This is a genomic window from Stenotrophomonas sp. Steno-C18, assembly GCF_056393195.1.
Genome location: NZ_JBWJOX010000001.1, coordinates 200243 through 215947 on the forward strand (window position 1 = coordinate 200243; position 15705 = coordinate 215947).

The 15705-nt window shown below is 66.2% G+C and carries 7 protein-coding genes and 1 pseudogene; 3 read left to right on the forward strand and 5 right to left on the reverse strand.

Annotation, left to right across the window (positions count from 1 at the left end; translation table 11 throughout):
• Positions 1-86: 86 nt before the first annotated feature.
• From AC06FE_RS00950 to AC06FE_RS00965, 4 genes are all read right to left on the reverse strand, one after another.
• A complete protein-coding gene (locus tag AC06FE_RS00950) occupies positions 87-1460 on the reverse strand; it encodes a flavin-containing monooxygenase (RefSeq protein ID WP_478071998.1) in 1374 nt (457 codons plus the stop codon).
• A gap of 445 nt (positions 1461-1905) precedes the next feature.
• On the reverse strand, positions 1906-2850 hold the full coding sequence (locus AC06FE_RS00955; protein WP_132864268.1) for a 5'-nucleotidase: 945 nt from the start codon (positions 2848-2850) through the stop codon (positions 1906-1908).
• 78 nt (positions 2851-2928) lie between these two features.
• Positions 2929-3693, reverse strand: coding sequence for an NAD kinase (locus tag AC06FE_RS00960; protein WP_132864269.1), 765 nt, complete (start codon positions 3691-3693; stop codon positions 2929-2931).
• A gap of 272 nt (positions 3694-3965) precedes the next feature.
• Complete coding sequence (locus tag AC06FE_RS00965) at positions 3966-8945, reverse strand: NAD-glutamate dehydrogenase (RefSeq protein ID WP_478071999.1); 4980 nt, start codon at positions 8943-8945, stop codon at positions 3966-3968.
• Between the two features lie 238 nt (positions 8946-9183).
• On the opposite strand from AC06FE_RS00965, the gene AC06FE_RS00970 reads away from it, so the two are divergent.
• From AC06FE_RS00970 to AC06FE_RS00980, 3 genes and pseudogenes are all read left to right on the forward strand, one after another.
• Positions 9184-9855, forward strand: a complete 672-nt coding sequence (locus tag AC06FE_RS00970; protein WP_478072000.1) for a TetR/AcrR family transcriptional regulator — start codon at positions 9184-9186, stop codon at positions 9853-9855.
• Positions 9852-11024, forward strand: a pseudogene (locus AC06FE_RS00975) (efflux RND transporter periplasmic adaptor subunit); the annotation flags it as partial. The gene AC06FE_RS00970 and the pseudogene AC06FE_RS00975, both read left to right, overlap by 4 nt.
• 30 nt (positions 11025-11054) lie before the next feature.
• Positions 11055-14219 carry an efflux RND transporter permease subunit gene (locus AC06FE_RS00980; protein WP_132864273.1) on the forward strand — a complete coding sequence of 1055 codons (3165 nt, stop codon included), beginning with the start codon at positions 11055-11057 and terminating at the stop codon, positions 14217-14219.
• 275 nt (positions 14220-14494) lie between these two features.
• Here AC06FE_RS00980 and AC06FE_RS00985 read toward each other — a convergent pair whose 3' ends face one another.
• The gene (locus AC06FE_RS00985; RefSeq protein ID WP_132864274.1) at positions 14495-15643 is read right to left on the reverse strand and encodes an acyl-CoA dehydrogenase family protein; all 1149 of its coding nucleotides are present in this window, start codon (positions 15641-15643) and stop codon (positions 14495-14497) included.
• Between the last annotated feature and the right edge of the window lie 62 nt (positions 15644-15705).

The window sequence follows — 15705 nt, forward strand, 5'->3', positions numbered from 1 at the left end:
CGCGCGCAGCCACGCTGCGTTGCGGGTGTTCCGTGCCGGGCATGGCCCGGCACTACCAGGGCGCCGGTTGTCGGCGCCCTCCCCGCTCAGGCGATACGCCGCTGCGGTTCCTCGACCACGCTGTCGGCCAGGAACGCCTCCAGCGAATCATCCATCGCCTCCATCCACGGCGTGTGGTGTGGCGGCGCGAGGGTACCGGTCAGCACCGAGCGATAACTGCAGTTGCGGTAGCCGAGGATGTCGTCCTTCTTGTCGTGCTTCCACTGCTTGAACAGGTCGGCAACCGCTTCGACGTTGAAGTCGGGATAGTCGGTCGCATCCAGCAGGTCGCGCACATAGGCGGTCTGGAAATCGATGTCCTGCTCGACCGAGGTGGTGGCCTCCTCACGGGCCACCCAGGCCTGGCTGTCAGCCTGCATCCGCGCCCCCTCCGGCAAGGCGATCCGCCCGAGGATCACGTCGCGCGCGTACCAGGCCTGCGCATCGAACATGTTGAACGTGTAGTACTGGTCCTGCATGCCCAGGTAGATCAGGTTCGGGTTGTCGATCCAGAACACGCCCTTGTACAGGTCCGGCGGGTACAGCCGGTTGCGGGTGCGCAGGGTCAGCGCATCCGGCAGGAACGGGAAGTGATGCTGGTAGCCGGTGCACAGCACGATGGCATCCACGTCCTTGCTGCTGCCATCGGCGAAATGCGCGGTGGTGCCTTCCACGCGCAGCAGCAGCGGCCGCTCGTCGAATGCCTCCGGCCAGTCATAGCCCATCGACGCGCTGCGATAGCTGTAGGTCACCGACCTGGCACCGTACTTGTGGCATTGGGTACCGATGTCCTCAGCCGAGTAGCTGCTGCCGACCAGCAACAGGTCCTTGCCGGTGAACTCGCAGGCATCGCGGAAGTCATGCGCATGCAGCACGCGTCCCGGGAAGCGCTCCAGCCCTTCGAAGAACGGCGCGTTCGGCGTGGAGAAATGGCCGGTGGCGACGATGACGCGATCAAACTCCTCGCTTGCCAGCTCGTCCTTCTTCAGGTCACGCACGGTCACGGTGAAGCGCTGGGTCTGCTCGGAATAGTCCACCCATTGCACTGCCATGTTGAAGCGGATCTGGTCGCGCACGCCGCTCTTCTCGATGCGGCCCATGATGTAGTCGCGCAGCACGGCGCGCGGCGGGTAGGAGGCGATCGGGCGGCCAAAATGCTCTTCGAAGCTGTAATCGGCGAATTCCAGCGCTTCCTTCGGGCCGTTCGACCAGAGGTAGCGGTACATGCTGCCGTGTACAGGTTCGCCATAGGCATCCAGCCCGGTGCGCCATGTGTAGTTCCACATTCCCCCCAGATCGGACTGCTTCTCGAAGCAGACGATCTCCGGTACCTGTGCACCCGCGCGGCGGGCGGATTCAAATGCACGCAGTTGTGCCAGGCCGCTCGGGCCGGCACCAAGAATGGCGATACGCATGGTCATTCGGGTTGTTTCTCCTGTGTAGCTGCTGCCGTGCAGGCACGACAACACTGCGCAAGGGCGCGTTATGCACGGGCGGGAGAGACAATGCGTCCGGTCCCGCGCCGCGCGCGAAACACCCGGCCGCCACGCAAGGCAGCACGACGAGGGATTGGCGAATTCAAGCCACCGGTCGGGGAACAGGCCCCGCCCCTTCATCACCGGGTGGGTGCTGTGCGGGCGGGTGATCTGCCGCTTGCGTGCAGATGGAAAAGGACGCGACAGGATTGTCGCTGGGTCAAGACGAGGCCCGCGAAAGCGGTTTCATCCTAACATGCGTTGCATGGCGGTTTGCAAACCGACCACGGCAGCGCCGAGCGATGCTCGGCGCTGCGTCCTGGCCGGTCCGCGTGGTTGCGGACCTGGCGAGGAATGTTGGCCTCGCGACCGAAGTTGCTCCTGCCGCGGATCAATCGGGGTTGGCGACGCCATGCGGCACGTGGCCGGCGGTCACATGCTGGCGTGCGCTGTCGATGTTGTGCTGCGAATCGTCGAAGAAGATGTCCGCGCCGAAGGCTTCCAGGAATGGCCCCTTGTGGCGGCCGCCCAGGAACAGGGCTTCATCCAGGCGCACCCCCCATTCGCGCAGGGTGCGGATCACGCGCTCATGCGCCGGCGCCGAGCGCGCGGTGACCAGCGCAGTGCGGATGGGCGCTGCCTCGCCAGGCGGAAAGGCCGCCTGCAGCGCATGCAGGGCGGAAAGGAAGTTGCGGAACGGGCCGCCACTGAGCGGCTCGTGCGCGCGTTCGCGTTCGTGCCGGCCAAATGCCTCGACGCCCTGCTCGCGCGAAATGCGTTCGCTCTCGTCGCTGAAGATCACCGCGTCACCATCGAAGGCGATGCGCAGCTGGGTGCTCGGACGCCCGGTATCGGTTGCCGCGGCGGTGGCGGCGAGCACGTCGGCAGCGCTCTGCGGCAGGATCGTCGCCGCGGCGATGCCATGCACCAATGCACGCCGCACCGATTCGGGGTTGGCCGACAGGAACAGATCGGTGCCGAACGGCTTCACGTACGGCCAGGTGGGCTCGCCGGCGGTGAAGGTGGCGCGCACGATGTCCAGCCCGTAATGCTGGATCGAGTTGAAGATGCGCAGGCCGGTGTCGGCGGAGTTGCGCGACAACAGGATCACCTCCACCCGCGGGGTGTCTTCCGGTGCACCGTCGTTGAGGGCCAGCAGCTTGCGTACCACCGGGAAAGCCACGCCCGGCTTGAGGATGTCGTCCTCGTGCTCGCGCTGGTAGGCCGCGTAGGCCTCCACCCCTTCGCGTTCGAACAACGCATGCCCTTCCTCGAGGTCGAACAAGGCGCGCGAAGTCACCGCGACGGTGAGGAGCCGGGGAGTGTTGTCACCCATGAACGAGGAACCCAGTGATATCGAAGAGCGGGGCCCAGTCTACCCGGAACCCCGTGCAACGGCGGTCACGCCGCCCACTCAGAACATGAACTGCTCGCTGAGGATGCGCTCTTCGAGGTTGTGCTCGGGGTCGAACAGCAAGGTGACCTGGCGCTCGCGCGATTCGCGGATGGTGACTTCCACCACGTCGCGGGTTTCGTGCGAATCTGCGGTGACGCTGACCGGGCGCTTGTAGGGGTCCAGCACCCGGAAGCGCACCTCGGTGTCGGCCTTGAGGATCGCCCCGCGCCAGCGGCGCGGCCGGTAGGGGGCCAGCGGAGTCAAAGCGATGGTGTTGGAGCCCAGCGGCAGGATCGGACCATGCGCGGAATAGTTGTAGGCGGTGCTGCCGGCGGGCGTGGAGACCAGCACACCGTCGCAGATCAGCTCTTCCACCCGCTGCTGGCCATTGAGGTCGATGCCGATATGCGCGGCCTGGCGGGTCTGCCGCAGCATCGAGACATCGTTGTAGGCCAGCGAGCCGGTGCTGGTACCGGATTCGGTCAGCGCGATCATCTCCAGCGGGCGCAGGTGCGCCGGCTCGGCCTGGGCCAGGCGTTCGACCAGGTCTTCGTCGCGGTGGTGATTCATCAGGAAACCCACCGTGCCGAGCTTCATCCCGAACACCGGCTTGCCCTTGTTGCCGTGCCGGTGCAGGGTCTGGAGCATGAAGCCGTCGCCGCCCAACGGGCAGATCACGTCGGCATTTTCCGGATCATGGTCGCCATAGCGGGCCGCCAGCGTGGCGCGGGCCTGCTGCGCGGCGTCGACGGAACTGGCCAGGAAAGCAATTCGGGGGGACACGGGCGTCTTCGGGTTCGGCTCTGGGGGCGAGGATAACCCGCTGCGGCTGAAGCGACAGCATTGCTTTCATGCGTGGGGTTTCCTGTTGCTGCCTCTTGCCCTCACCCCAACCCCTCTCCCGCGGGCGGGAGGGTGGCTCCAGTCCGCCAAGGCTGCTTCAAGCCCCTCTCCCGCCCGCGGGAGAGGGGTTGGGGTGAGGAAAAAAAGCAGAAACACCGGAAACAAAAAAGGCCGGGCCCGCTCGCGCAGGCCCGGCCTTCAAACCATCAGCTTCAGACGCCGTGCGCGGCCAACTGGCCCAGGCGCTGCACCGCCACCGACACGGTCGGGTAGTCCAGCGTCTTCTGCTCGGCCAACTCGGCCAGCATCGACAGCGTGAAGCGCAGGCTGCTGTCGTCCCGGTTCAACCAGGCCGCCACCTTGGCCTCGGCAGAGGCGCCCTTCATCGACAGCACCTGGCCGGTCAGGTTGCGCTGGTGCGCGGCCAGTTCGTCGCGCAGCACGCCACGGGCCACCGCATGCCAGCGACCATTGACCTCCAGCGCGTCGATCTGCTCGAACAGCCACGGCATCTGCAGGGCTTCGCCCAGGCGGAAGTGGACCTTGGACACGTCCACCGGCTTGAGCTTGCGGGTACGCGCCAGCTCGATGATGTCGAACGCCGGCTCCAGGAAGTGCAGTTCGGACAGCTGCTGTGCCAGTGCCGCCGGCAGGCCCTTCTCCTTCCACTGCTTGACGCTGGCCTCGTAGGCCGGGCGCTGCGAATCCGGCAGCACGCCCGAGGCGACGCGGATGTCGTTGAACGGCCCCTGGTAGCGATCGACCGCGGCGGTGATTCCCGGCATCGCACCCGGACGGTTCAGCAGCCAACGCACGAACGAACGCTGCAGCTTCCAGATCACCTCCAGCGCATCGACCTGCACGGCCTCCGGCAGGGTGCCGTCGAGTGCGTCGATCTGCGTCCACAGCGCACGGGCATCCAGCGTCTCGCGGCTGATGGTGTAGGCCTTGGCGACCTCGGCCACGGTACGGCCGGTGTCCTCCTGCATGCGCATCAGGAAGGTGGCGCCCATGCGGTTGATGGTCTGGTTGGTCACCGCCGTGGCGATGATCTCGCGCTTCAGGCGGTGGCGGTCCATCGCATCGGCGTACTTCTTCTGCAGCGGCTGCGGGAAGTAACGCAGCAGCTCCTTGGACAGGTACGGGTCCTCCGGGATGTCCGATTCCAGCAACTGCTGGAAGGCGACGATCTTGGAGTACGACAGCAGCACCGCCAGCTCCGGACGAGTCAGGCCCAGGCCACGCAGCTTGCGTGCCGACAGCTCGGCGTCGGACGGCAGGAACTCGATCTGGCGATCCAGCAGGCCCTGCTGTTCCAGCGTGCGGATGAAGTGCTGCTTCGACCCTAGGCGGGTCGCGCTCATGCGCTCCATCAGGCTCAGTGCCTGGTTCTGGCGGTAGTTGTCCATCAGCACCAGCTCGGCGACCTCGTCGGTCATCGACGCCAGCAGCTTGTTGCGCTGGTCGACGGTGAGCTTCTTGGCGCGCACCACGTCGTTGAGCAGGATCTTGATGTTGACTTCATGGTCGGAGGTGTCCACACCGGCCGAGTTGTCGATGAAGTCGGTGTTGAGCAGCACGCCCACCTGCGCGGCCTCGATGCGGCCCAGCTGGGTCATGCCCAGGTTGCCGCCCTCGCCCACCACCTTGCAGCGCAGCTCGCCACCGTTGACGCGCAGCGCGTTGTTGGCACGGTCGCCCACGTCGGCATTGGTCTCGGTGGAGGACTTGACGTAGGTGCCGATGCCACCGTTCCACAGCAGGTCCACCGGCGCCTTCAGCGCGGCGTTGATCAGGTCGGTCGGGGTCATCGCCTTGATGCTGGCGTCGATGCCCAGGGCCTCGCGCACCTGCGGGGTGATCTCGATCGACTTCAGCGAACGCGGGTAGATGCCGCCGCCCTTGCTGATCAGCTTGCTGTCGTAGTCCGCCCAGCTCGAGCGCGGCACGGTGAACATGCGCGCACGTTCCTTGAACGAGCTCGCCGCCACCGGGCTCGGGTCCAGGAAGATGTGGCGGTGGTCGAACGCGCAGACCAGGCGGATGTGCTCGGACAGCAGCATGCCGTTGCCGAACACGTCGCCGGACATGTCGCCGATGCCGACCACGGTGAAGTCCTGCTTCTGGCAGTCGCGGCCCAGTGCACGGAAGTGGCGCTTGACCGACTCCCACGCACCGCGCGCGGTGATGCCCATGCCCTTGTGGTCGTAGCCGACCGAACCACCGGAAGCGAACGCGTCGTCCAGCCAGAAACCGTGCGCACGGGCGATGCCGTTGGCGGTGTCGGAGAAGGTCGCGGTGCCCTTGTCGGCGGCCACCACCAGGTACGGATCGTCCTGGTCATGGCGCACCACGCCCACCGGCGGCACGATCTTGTTGTTGACGATGTTGTCGGTGATGTCCAGCAGGCCGTTGATGAAGCGCTTGTAGCAGGCCACGCCCTCGGCGAACCACGCATCGCGGTCCACCGACGGGTCGGGCAGCTGCTTGGCGAAGAAGCCCCCCTTCGAGCCGACCGGCACGATCACGGTGTTCTTCACCATCTGTGCCTTGACCAGGCCCAGCACTTCGGTGCGGAAGTCCTCGCGGCGGTCGGACCAGCGCAGGCCGCCACGGGCCACCGGACCGAAGCGCAGGTGGGTACCTTCCACGCGCGGGCCGCACACGAAGATCTCGCGGTACGGGCGCGGCTTGGGCAGGTCCGGCACCTTGGCGGCATCGAACTTGAAGCTGATGTAGTCGGCCGGGCCGCCATCGGCACGCAGGCCGTCCTTGCGCGGCATGTAGTAGCTGGTGCGCAGGGTGGCTTCGATCACGCCGATGAAGCTGCGCAGGATGCGGTCCTCGTCCAGGCTGGAGACGCCGTCGAGCAGCTTGACCAGCACCTCGTGGACCAGCGCCATGCGTGCATCGCGGCTGCCCTTGCGCGCCTTGACCACGCCGTCGAGCAGCTTGAGGGTGGCCGCGTCGCCACCGGCCAGCGCCTTGAACTGGGCCAGCTGGGCGTCCAGCGCGGCGGCGTCCACGGCCGGGGTCGGGTCGAAACGGGCTTCAAACAGCTCCACGATCAGGCGGGCCAGCAGCGGGTAGCGGCTGAAGGTGCCTTCCACGTAGGACTGCGAGAACGGCACGCCGATCTGCAGCAGGTACTTGCAGTAGCCACGCAGCATCGAGACCTGGCGCCAGTCCAGGCCGGCGGCCAGCACCAGGCGGTTGAAGCCGTCGTTCTCGGCGTCGCCGCGCCACACGCGGGCGAAGGCATCGCTGAAACCGGCATTGGCCGCGGACGCATCGATGCCCGGCACGGTCGATTCGACCTCGAAGTCCTGCACGTAGACCGGCGCGTCATCGACCATCAGCCGGTACGGGCGCTCGGCGACCACGCGCAGGCCCATGTTCTCCATCATCGGCAGCACGTCCGACAGCGGGATGTCGTCGAGCTGGCGGTACAGCTTCAGGCGCAGGCCATCGACGTCGTCGCGGCGGATCGACTGCAGGCTCAGGCGCAGGTCTTCCGGACCGGTCAGCGCGTCCAGCTGGGCCACGTCGGCCGCGGCGATCTCGGCGCTGGAGTCCTCGATGTAGCCGGCCGGCAGTGCCTTGCCGATGCGGGCGGCGATACGCAGGCCTTCGGTTTCACCGTGGCTTGCGACCAGCGCTTCACGCAGGTCGTCCTGCCAGTTGCGCAGCACGTGGGCCAGGCGCTTTTCCAGGCCTTCGGTATCCAGCTCCAGGCTCTGGCCGGCCTTCGGGCGCACGATCAGGTGCACCTGGGCCAGCGGCGAGTCGCCCAGCACCACGCTGGAGTCCACGTGCTCGCCCTGCAGCGCATCCTTGAGCAGGCTCTCGATGCGCAGGCGCACGTCGGTGTTGAAGCGTTCGCGCGGCAGGAACACCAGCGCGGAAATGAAACGGCTGAACTTGTCGCGGCGCAGGAACAGGCGGCTGCGCACGCGCTCCTGCAGGCCCAGCACGCCGATGGCGGTGCGGAACAGCTCGTCCTGGCTGGACTGGAACAGCTCCTCGCGCGGCAGCGACTCCAGGATGTGGCGCAATGCCTTGCCGCTGTGGCTGGACAGGCTCAGGCCCGAGCGCGCCATCACGCCTTCATAGCGCTGGCGCACCAGCGGGATTTCCCACGGGCGACGATTGTAGGCGCTGGAGGTGAACAGGCCCAGGAAGCGCTGCTCGCCGATGATCTTGCCCTTGGCGTCGAACTCCAGCACGCCGATGTAGTCCATGTAGCCGCCGCGGTGGATGCGCGAGCGGGCATTGGTCTTGGTCAGGATCAGCGCGTCGTCCAGGCCGCCGCTGGTGTTCAGGCCCTGCGCGGCCAGGCCCTTGACCGGGCGCGCCACCGAGGTGTCCTTGCCACGCATCAGGCCCAGGCCGGTGCCGTTCTGGGCGACCAGCACTTCTTCCTTGCCCTGCTTCTCGACCTTGTACTCGCGGTAGCCGAAGAAGGTGAAATGGTTGTCCGCGGCCCAGCGCAGGAACTCCTGCGCCTCCACGCGCGAGGCCTTGCTGACCGGCAGCGCACGCTTGCCCAGGTCATCGGCCAGCGCCTGTGCCTTGGCCTTCATCGGCTCCCAGTCCTTGACGATGGCACGCACGTCGTCCAGCGCCTCGGACACGCGCTTGGCCACTGCATCCAGCTCGGCCGCCGGCTGGCGGTCGATCTCCAGCAGCATCACCGATTCCAGCGCACCCTCACCCACGCCAGCCAGCTTGCCGGCCTTGTCGCGCGAAATGGCGATCACCGGGTGGCCCAGCACATGCACGCCGACGCCCTGCTCGGCCAGCGCCAGGGTCACGGTGTCGACCAGGAACGGCATGTCGTCGTTGACGATCTGCAGCACGGTGTGCGCCGACTCCCAGCCATCGGCCTTCAGTGTCGGGTTGAACACGCGGACGTTGGCCTTGCCCGCCTTGCGGGTACGTGCGAACTCCAGCATGCCGGCGGCCAGCACGGCCCAGTCATCGGCCGAGTGCAGCTTGAACTCGTCCCCTTCCATGCGCTTGTAGAAGGCCGAGGCGAATGCGACCGCCTGGGCCTGCGCCGCGGCGGGATAGCGCTTGCGCAGGGCAGCGAAGACCGGCTCCAGCGACAGCGCAGCGTCGGCGGGGACGTGCTTGGCCAGGGGCGTGCTCTTCGGTTTGACGGACTTTGCAGCAGGCTTTTGCGATTTCATGTCGGAGCTTCGGGTAGGGCTCGTTGAAGGTGCGGCGATTGTATCCCCGGCAACAAAAATAGCTGTGCTGCATGGCCGCAATCACGGCGCCAAAATTGCAATGAAGATGTAACGAAACCGCTGTTTTCAAGGGATATTCTTCATCCTGAAGCCTTTCCCAACCAATTTCCGGCCATGCCGATTCCGTCGGGTTTCGCGCCGCTGTACTAATTGTGTACTGGACGGTATAGTCCAGAAAGTGAACACCCCGCCCCCCTCTCCGCCGCGCACCCAGGCACGGGACCAGCCCGTGTTCGCTGCCGTGGGCGAGTTGCTGGCCACCCACGGCATGCAATTGAGCATGGATGCGGTGGCCGCCCATGTCGGCTGTTCCAAGCAGACCCTGTACAGCCGCTACGGCTCCAAGACCAACCTGCTGCGGCTGGTGATGCAGCAGCACGTGGCCACGACCACCGCGCAGCTGATCAAGGGCGACAGCCGGCCGCTGCGGCAGATCCTGGTGGAATTCGCCATCCACTACCTGGAACACCGCAACCAGCCCCGCATCCGCCAGACCGCGCAGTTGCTGGCCATCAGTGCAAACCAGTTTCACGAGGAGGCGCGTACCCTGTACAACCTCAGCGCGGACGCGGTGCGCAGTCAGATAACTGAATGGTTACGAACCGAGATGGCGAGAGGCCGCCTGATCCATGACGATCCGCAGTTCATGGCCGAACTGCTGATCAGCATGCTTGCCGGTCAGGACTTCGAACGCCAACGCTTTCACGCCCCCCATCGCGATACGCCGGAAAAGCGCCGCCGTTGGGCCGAATTCGCCATCGATGCCTTCCTGCGCGCCTTTCCGGTACCGCCGACTGGCATTCCTGGTTCCGTCAACAAATCAAGAACCCCCGGAGTTTTCCCCCGATGACTGCCCCGCTCCGTCTCCTCGCCCTTACCTGCGCCGCGACAATTTCGCTGGCGGCCTGCAAAAAGCCGCAGGAGCAGGCCGCTCCCCCGCCTCCGGAAGTCGGCGTGGTCGAGGCCAAGCCGCAAACCCTGCCGCTGCAGCGCGAGCTGGTGGGCCGCCTGTCCCCGTACCGTTCGGCCGACGTGCGCGCGCGCGTGGCCGGCGTGCTGCAGAAGCGCGTCTATGAGGAAGGCAGCAACGTCAAGGAAGGCCAGGAGCTGTTCCTGATCGACCCGGCCCAGCTGCGTGCCGCCCTCAACGAGGCCGAGGGCGCCCTTGCCTCGGCCCGGGCCACCCTGGCCAACGCCCGCGCCACCGCCACCCGCGCCCGTTCGCTGGCACCACAGAAGTATGTGTCGCAGTCGGACCTGGACAACGCCGTGGCCGCCGAGCGCAGTGCCGCCGCCGCCGTGCAGCAGGCCGAGGCCGCCGTGGCCAATGCCCGCATCAACCTGGGCTATGCCCGCGTCACCTCGCCGATCACCGGCCTGGCCGGCAAGGCGCAGGTGACCGAAGGCGCGCTGGTGGGCCAGGGCGATGTGACCCTGCTGACCACGGTCGACCAGATCGACCCGCTGTACGTGAACTTCTCGATGACGGCCGATGAGCTGAGCGCCCTGCGTGCCGCCCAGGACAAGGGCGCGCTGGCACTGGCCGGCGACGGCAAGACCACCGTGCAGGTCAACCTGCCCGACGGCAGCGCCTACGCCCACGAAGGCACGCTGGACTTCTCCTCGCCGACGGTCGACCCGGCCACCGGCGCGGTGTCGCTGCGCGCGGTGCTGCCGAACCCGGACCGCATCCTGCTGCCGGGCTCGTTCGTCAGCTTCAAGGCCAACCTGGGCGCGCGCAACAACGCCTTCCTGCTGCCGCAGCAGGCGGTGCAGCGCGACACCCGCGGCGGCTACGTGATGGTCGTCGGCGCCGATGGCAAGGTCGTGCGCAAGGACGTGGTGCTCGATGGCCAGCAGTCGGGCAGCTGGCTGGTCTCCTCCGGCCTGGCCAGCGGCGACAAGGTCATCGTCTCGGGCCTGCAGAAGGTCAAGGAAGGTGCCCCGGCCACGACCAAGCCGTGGCAGCCGCAGGCCGCCGCCCAGCCGGGTGCCCCCGCACAGGCGCCGGCACCGGCACCGGCGAAGAAGGACTAACGGAACTCCGTCATGCCTAAATTTTTCATCGAACATCCGGTCTTTGCCTGGGTGGTGGCGATCCTGATCTCGCTGGGTGGCGTGATCTCGATCCTCAACCTGGGCATCGAGTCCTATCCCAGCGTGGCTCCGCCACAGGTCACCGTCACCGCCAACTACCCGGGCGCCAGCGCGTCGACCACGGAAAAATCGGTCACCCAGGTGATCGAGCAGCAGCTGACCGGCATCGACAACCTGATGTACTTCAGCTCGTCGTCCTCGTCCAACGGCCGCGCCACCATCACGCTGACCTTCGACAGCGGCACCGACCCGGACATCGCCCAGGTGCAGGTGCAGAACAAGGTGTCGCTGGCGACCCCGCGCCTGCCCTCGGAAGTGACCCAGCAGGGCGTGGTGGTGGCCAAGGCCAACGCCGGCTTCCTGATGGCCATCGGCGTGCGCTCCGATGACGGCAGCGTGGACCGCGATGCCCTGAACGACATCGTCGGTGCACGCGTGCTGGAGCAGGTATCGCGCGTGCCGGGCGTCGGCAGCACCCAGCAGTTCGGCTCCGAGTACGCCATGCGCGTGTGGCTGAACCCGGAAAAGCTGCAGGGCTACCACCTGGCCGCCAGCGACGTGTACAACGCCATCGGCACCCAGAACCTGCAGTTCGCCGCCGGCTCGGTGGGCGGCGACCCGACCCCGTCCGACCAGGCCTTCACCGCCACGGTGGTCGCCGAAGGCCGCTTCAGCACCCCGGAAGACTTCGAGAACGTCATCCTGCGCGCCAACGCGGACGGCAGCGTGGTGCGCCTGAAGGACGTCGCCCGCGTCGCCTTCGGCGCGAGCAACTACGGCTTCGACACCCGTTACAACGGCAAGCCGGTGGCCGTGTTCGCCATCCAGCTGCTGCCCGGCGCCAACGCCCTGGACGTGTCCAAGGCGGTGCGCTCCAAGATGGACGAGCTGGCCCCGAGCTTCCCGCCGGGCGTGAGCTGGTTCACCCCGTATGACAGCACCACCTTCGTCAACATCTCCATCAAGGAAGTGATCCACACGTTGATCGAAGCCATCGTGCTGGTCTTCCTGGTGATGCTGATCTTCCTGCAGAACTTCCGCGCCACGATCATCCCCACCCTGGTCATCCCGGTGGCGCTGCTCGGCACGTTCATGGGCATGCTGGCGATCGGCTTCACGATCAACCAGCTGACCCTGTTCGCGATGGTGCTGGCGATCGGCATCGTGGTCGACGACGCGATCGTGGTGATCGAGAACGTCGAGCGCATCATGAGCGAGGAAAAGCTCGACCCCAAGCCGGCCACGCAGAAGGCGATGGGCCAGATCACCGGCGCGGTGGTGGCCATCACCGTCGTGCTGGCCGCGGTGTTCATCCCCAGCGCCCTGCAGCCGGGCGCCTCCGGCGAGATCTACAAGCAGTTCGCCCTGACCATCGCCATGTCGATGGCATTCTCGGCGCTGCTGGCGCTGACCTTCACCCCGGCATTGTGCGCGGCTTTCCTCAAGCCGACCCACAACGACAACCCGAACTGGGTCTACCGCACCTTCAACAAGTACTACGGCAAGCTGGAGAAGAGCTACGTCGGCACGGTCGGCGGCGTCATCAAGCACAGCCCACGCTGGCTGATGGTGTTCGCGCTGCTGCTGGTGCTGTGCGGCTTCCTGTTCACCCGCCTGCCGGGCAGCTTCCTGCCCGAGGAAGACCAGGGCTACGCACTGGCCATCGTGCAGCTGCCGCCGGGCGCCACCAAGAGCCGCACCAGCGCCGTGTTCGACCAGCTGCTGGGAACGCTGGAGAAGGAAGAAGCCTTCGAAGGCCTGATGCAGATCACCGGTTTCAGCTTCATCGGCTCCGGTGAGAACGTGGGCATGGCCTTCGTCCGCCTGAAGGACTGGGACGCCCGCAAGGAGACCGCGCCGGAGTTCATCCAGAAGATGAACCAGAAGGCATATGGCATCAAGGACGCGCAGATCTTCTTCGTCAACCTGCCGACCGTGCAGGGCCTGGGCCAGTTCGGTGGTTTCGACATGTGGCTGCAGGACCGTGCCGGTGCCGGCCAGGATGCGCTGATGGATGCGCGCAACACCCTGCTCGGCGCCGCGTCACAGGACAAGTCGCTGACCGCGGTGCGTCCCAACACGCTGGAGAACTCGCCGCAGCTGCAGCTGCACGTGGACCGCGTGCAGGCGCAGACCATGGGCGTGAAGGTCAACGACGTCTACACCGCCATCCAGATGATGCTGGCGCCGGTGTACGTCAACGACTTCTTCTACGCCGGCCGCATCAAGCGCGTGAACATGCAGGCCGACGCGGCCTACCGCACCGGCCCGGAATCGCTGCGCAGCTACTACGTGCCCAGCTCGCTGAGCAAGGACGCCGACGGGCAGTCGTCGATGATCCCGCTCAGTGCGGTGGTCAAGTCCGAGTGGATCTACGCCCCGCCCGCGCTGAACCGCTACAACGGCTATTCGGCGGTCAACATCGTCGGTTCGCCGGCACCGGGCGGCAGTTCGGGCCAGGCCATGGCGACGATGGAACGGCTGGTGCAGGACGACCTGCCGGCCGGCTTCGGCTTCGACTGGAGCGGCATGTCCTACCAGGAAATCCTGGCGGGCAACGCGGCCACCCTGCTGATGGTGCTGTCCATCGTGGTGGTGTTCCTGTGCCTGGCCGCGCTGTATGAAAGCTGGTCGATCCCGGTCGCGGTGCTGCTGGTGGTGCCGATCGGCATCCTCGGTGCGGTGGTGTTCTCGTTGATGCGCGGCCTGCCGAACGACCTGTACTTCAAGATCGGCATGGTGACGGTGATCGGCCTGGCGGCGAAGAACGCGATCCTGATCGTGGAATTCGCGGTCGAGCAGCGCGCCATGGGCAAGACCCTGCGCGAGGCCACGATCGAAGCGGCGCACCTGCGCTTCCGCCCGATCCTGATGACCTCCTTCGCCTTCATCCTGGGCGTCCTGCCGATGGCGATCTCCACCGGTGCCGGCGCCAACGCCCGTCACTCGCTGGGTACCGGCGTGATCGGTGGCATGCTGTTCGCCACCCTCATCGGCGTGTTGCTGATCCCGCTGTTCTTCGTGTGCGTACGCCGCGTGCTCGGCGACAAGCTCGACGAACCGTCGAAGGAGTACCTGGAGCAGCACAAGGTACGCACGGCGCAGGTGGATCGCTGATCCTACCGCTGTACCGGCAAACAAAAAGCCCCGGCAATGCCGGGGCTTTTTTTGGGCACGCTGTAGGAGCGACCTCGGTCGCGAAGCCGTCGATGAAGAACGGCGGCATTGATTGCAATTGCAGACGACTTCCGCAGCTTCCGCCTAGATCAGCTTCGCGACCGAGGTCGCTCCTACAACGCGGTTGCCTCGCCTGCGCCGCACCAGACTCAGCACAGAAAAAATCCGATGCCGGTTGCCCGGCATCGGATCTCTGGTTCACGCTTGGCTGCGACTCAACGCAATCCGGTCTCGTTGCGCGCAATCACCATGCGCTGGATCTCCGAAGTGCCTTCATAGATCTCGGTGATCTTGGCATCGCGGAAGTAACGCTCCAGCGGCATTTCCTTCGAATAGCCCATGCCGCCATGGATCTGCACCGCTTGGTGGGCGATCCACATCGCTGCCTCCGACGCGGTCAGCTTGGCGACCGCCGCCTCGGTGGAGAACTTCCTGCCCTGCGACTTCAGCCAGGCTGCGCGCAAGGTCAGCAGCATCGCCGCATCCAGCTTGCACTTCATGTCAGCGACCTTGGCCTGGATCATCTGGAAGGTGCCGATCGGCGCGCCGAACGACTTGCGCTCCTTCACGTAGTCCACCGAAGCCTCGTAAGCGGCGCGGGCGATGCCCACCGCCTGCGACGCGATGCCGATGCGGCCCGAATCCAGCAGGCTCATCGCGATCTTGAAGCCCTGCCCTTCCTCACCGATCACATCCTCGGCACTGGCCACGTAGTCCTGGAACTCGATCTCGCAGGTCGCCGACGCACGCACGCCCAGCTTGGGCTCGGTCTTGCCGCGGCCAAAGCCCGGCTTGGTGGTGTCGATCATGAAGGCGGTGATGCCGCGCGCGCCCTTCTCCGGGTCGGTCATCGCGAACAGCACGATGTAGCGCGCCACCGGGCCGGAGGTGATCCAGCTCTTCTGGCCGTTGACCAGGAACGAACCATCGGCCTGCTTGACCGCGCGGCAGCGCATCGCAGTGGCATCGGAGCCGGACTGCGATTCGGTCAGCGCGAACGCACCAATCGCGCTGCCCTCGGCAATCGCGCGCACGTAGGTCTGCTTCTGTGCCTCGCTGCCGTAGCTCAGCAGCGCATTGCAGAACAGCGAATTGTTGACCGACATGATGGTCGCGTGCGCCGCGTCGGCGGCGGAGACCTCGACGATGGCCAGCACGCTGGAAACCGGGTCCATGCCCGAGCCGCCGTACTCGACCGGCACCTCGATGCCCATCAGGCCGTTCTCGCCCAGCAGGCGGATGTTGTCCAGCGGGTACTCACCGGTGGCGTCGAAGTGCTCGGCGCTCGGGGCGATCTTTTCCTTGGCGATACGACGGGCGACGTCCTGCAGCATCAGCTGCTCGTCGGAAAAACTGAAGTCCACAACACCCCTCCCAGGGCTGAATCAAGTTGCGATTGTAACCATCGCAGCCGGGTTCAGCCTAT

Excerpts from the sequence above, each read along its gene's own strand:
- AC06FE_RS00980 (WP_132864273.1), top strand. The coding sequence starts at position 11,055 with ATGCCTAAATTTTTCATCGAACATCCGGTCTTTGCCTGGGTGGTGGCG.
- AC06FE_RS00955 (WP_132864268.1), bottom strand. The coding sequence starts at position 2,850 with ATGGGTGACAACACTCCCCGGCTCCTCACCGTCGCGGTGACTTCGCGC.
- AC06FE_RS00965 (WP_478071999.1), bottom strand. The coding sequence starts at position 8,945 with ATGAAATCGCAAAAGCCTGCTGCAAAGTCCGTCAAACCGAAGAGCACG.
- AC06FE_RS00950 (WP_478071998.1), bottom strand. The coding sequence starts at position 1,460 with ATGACCATGCGTATCGCCATTCTTGGTGCCGGCCCGAGCGGCCTGGCA.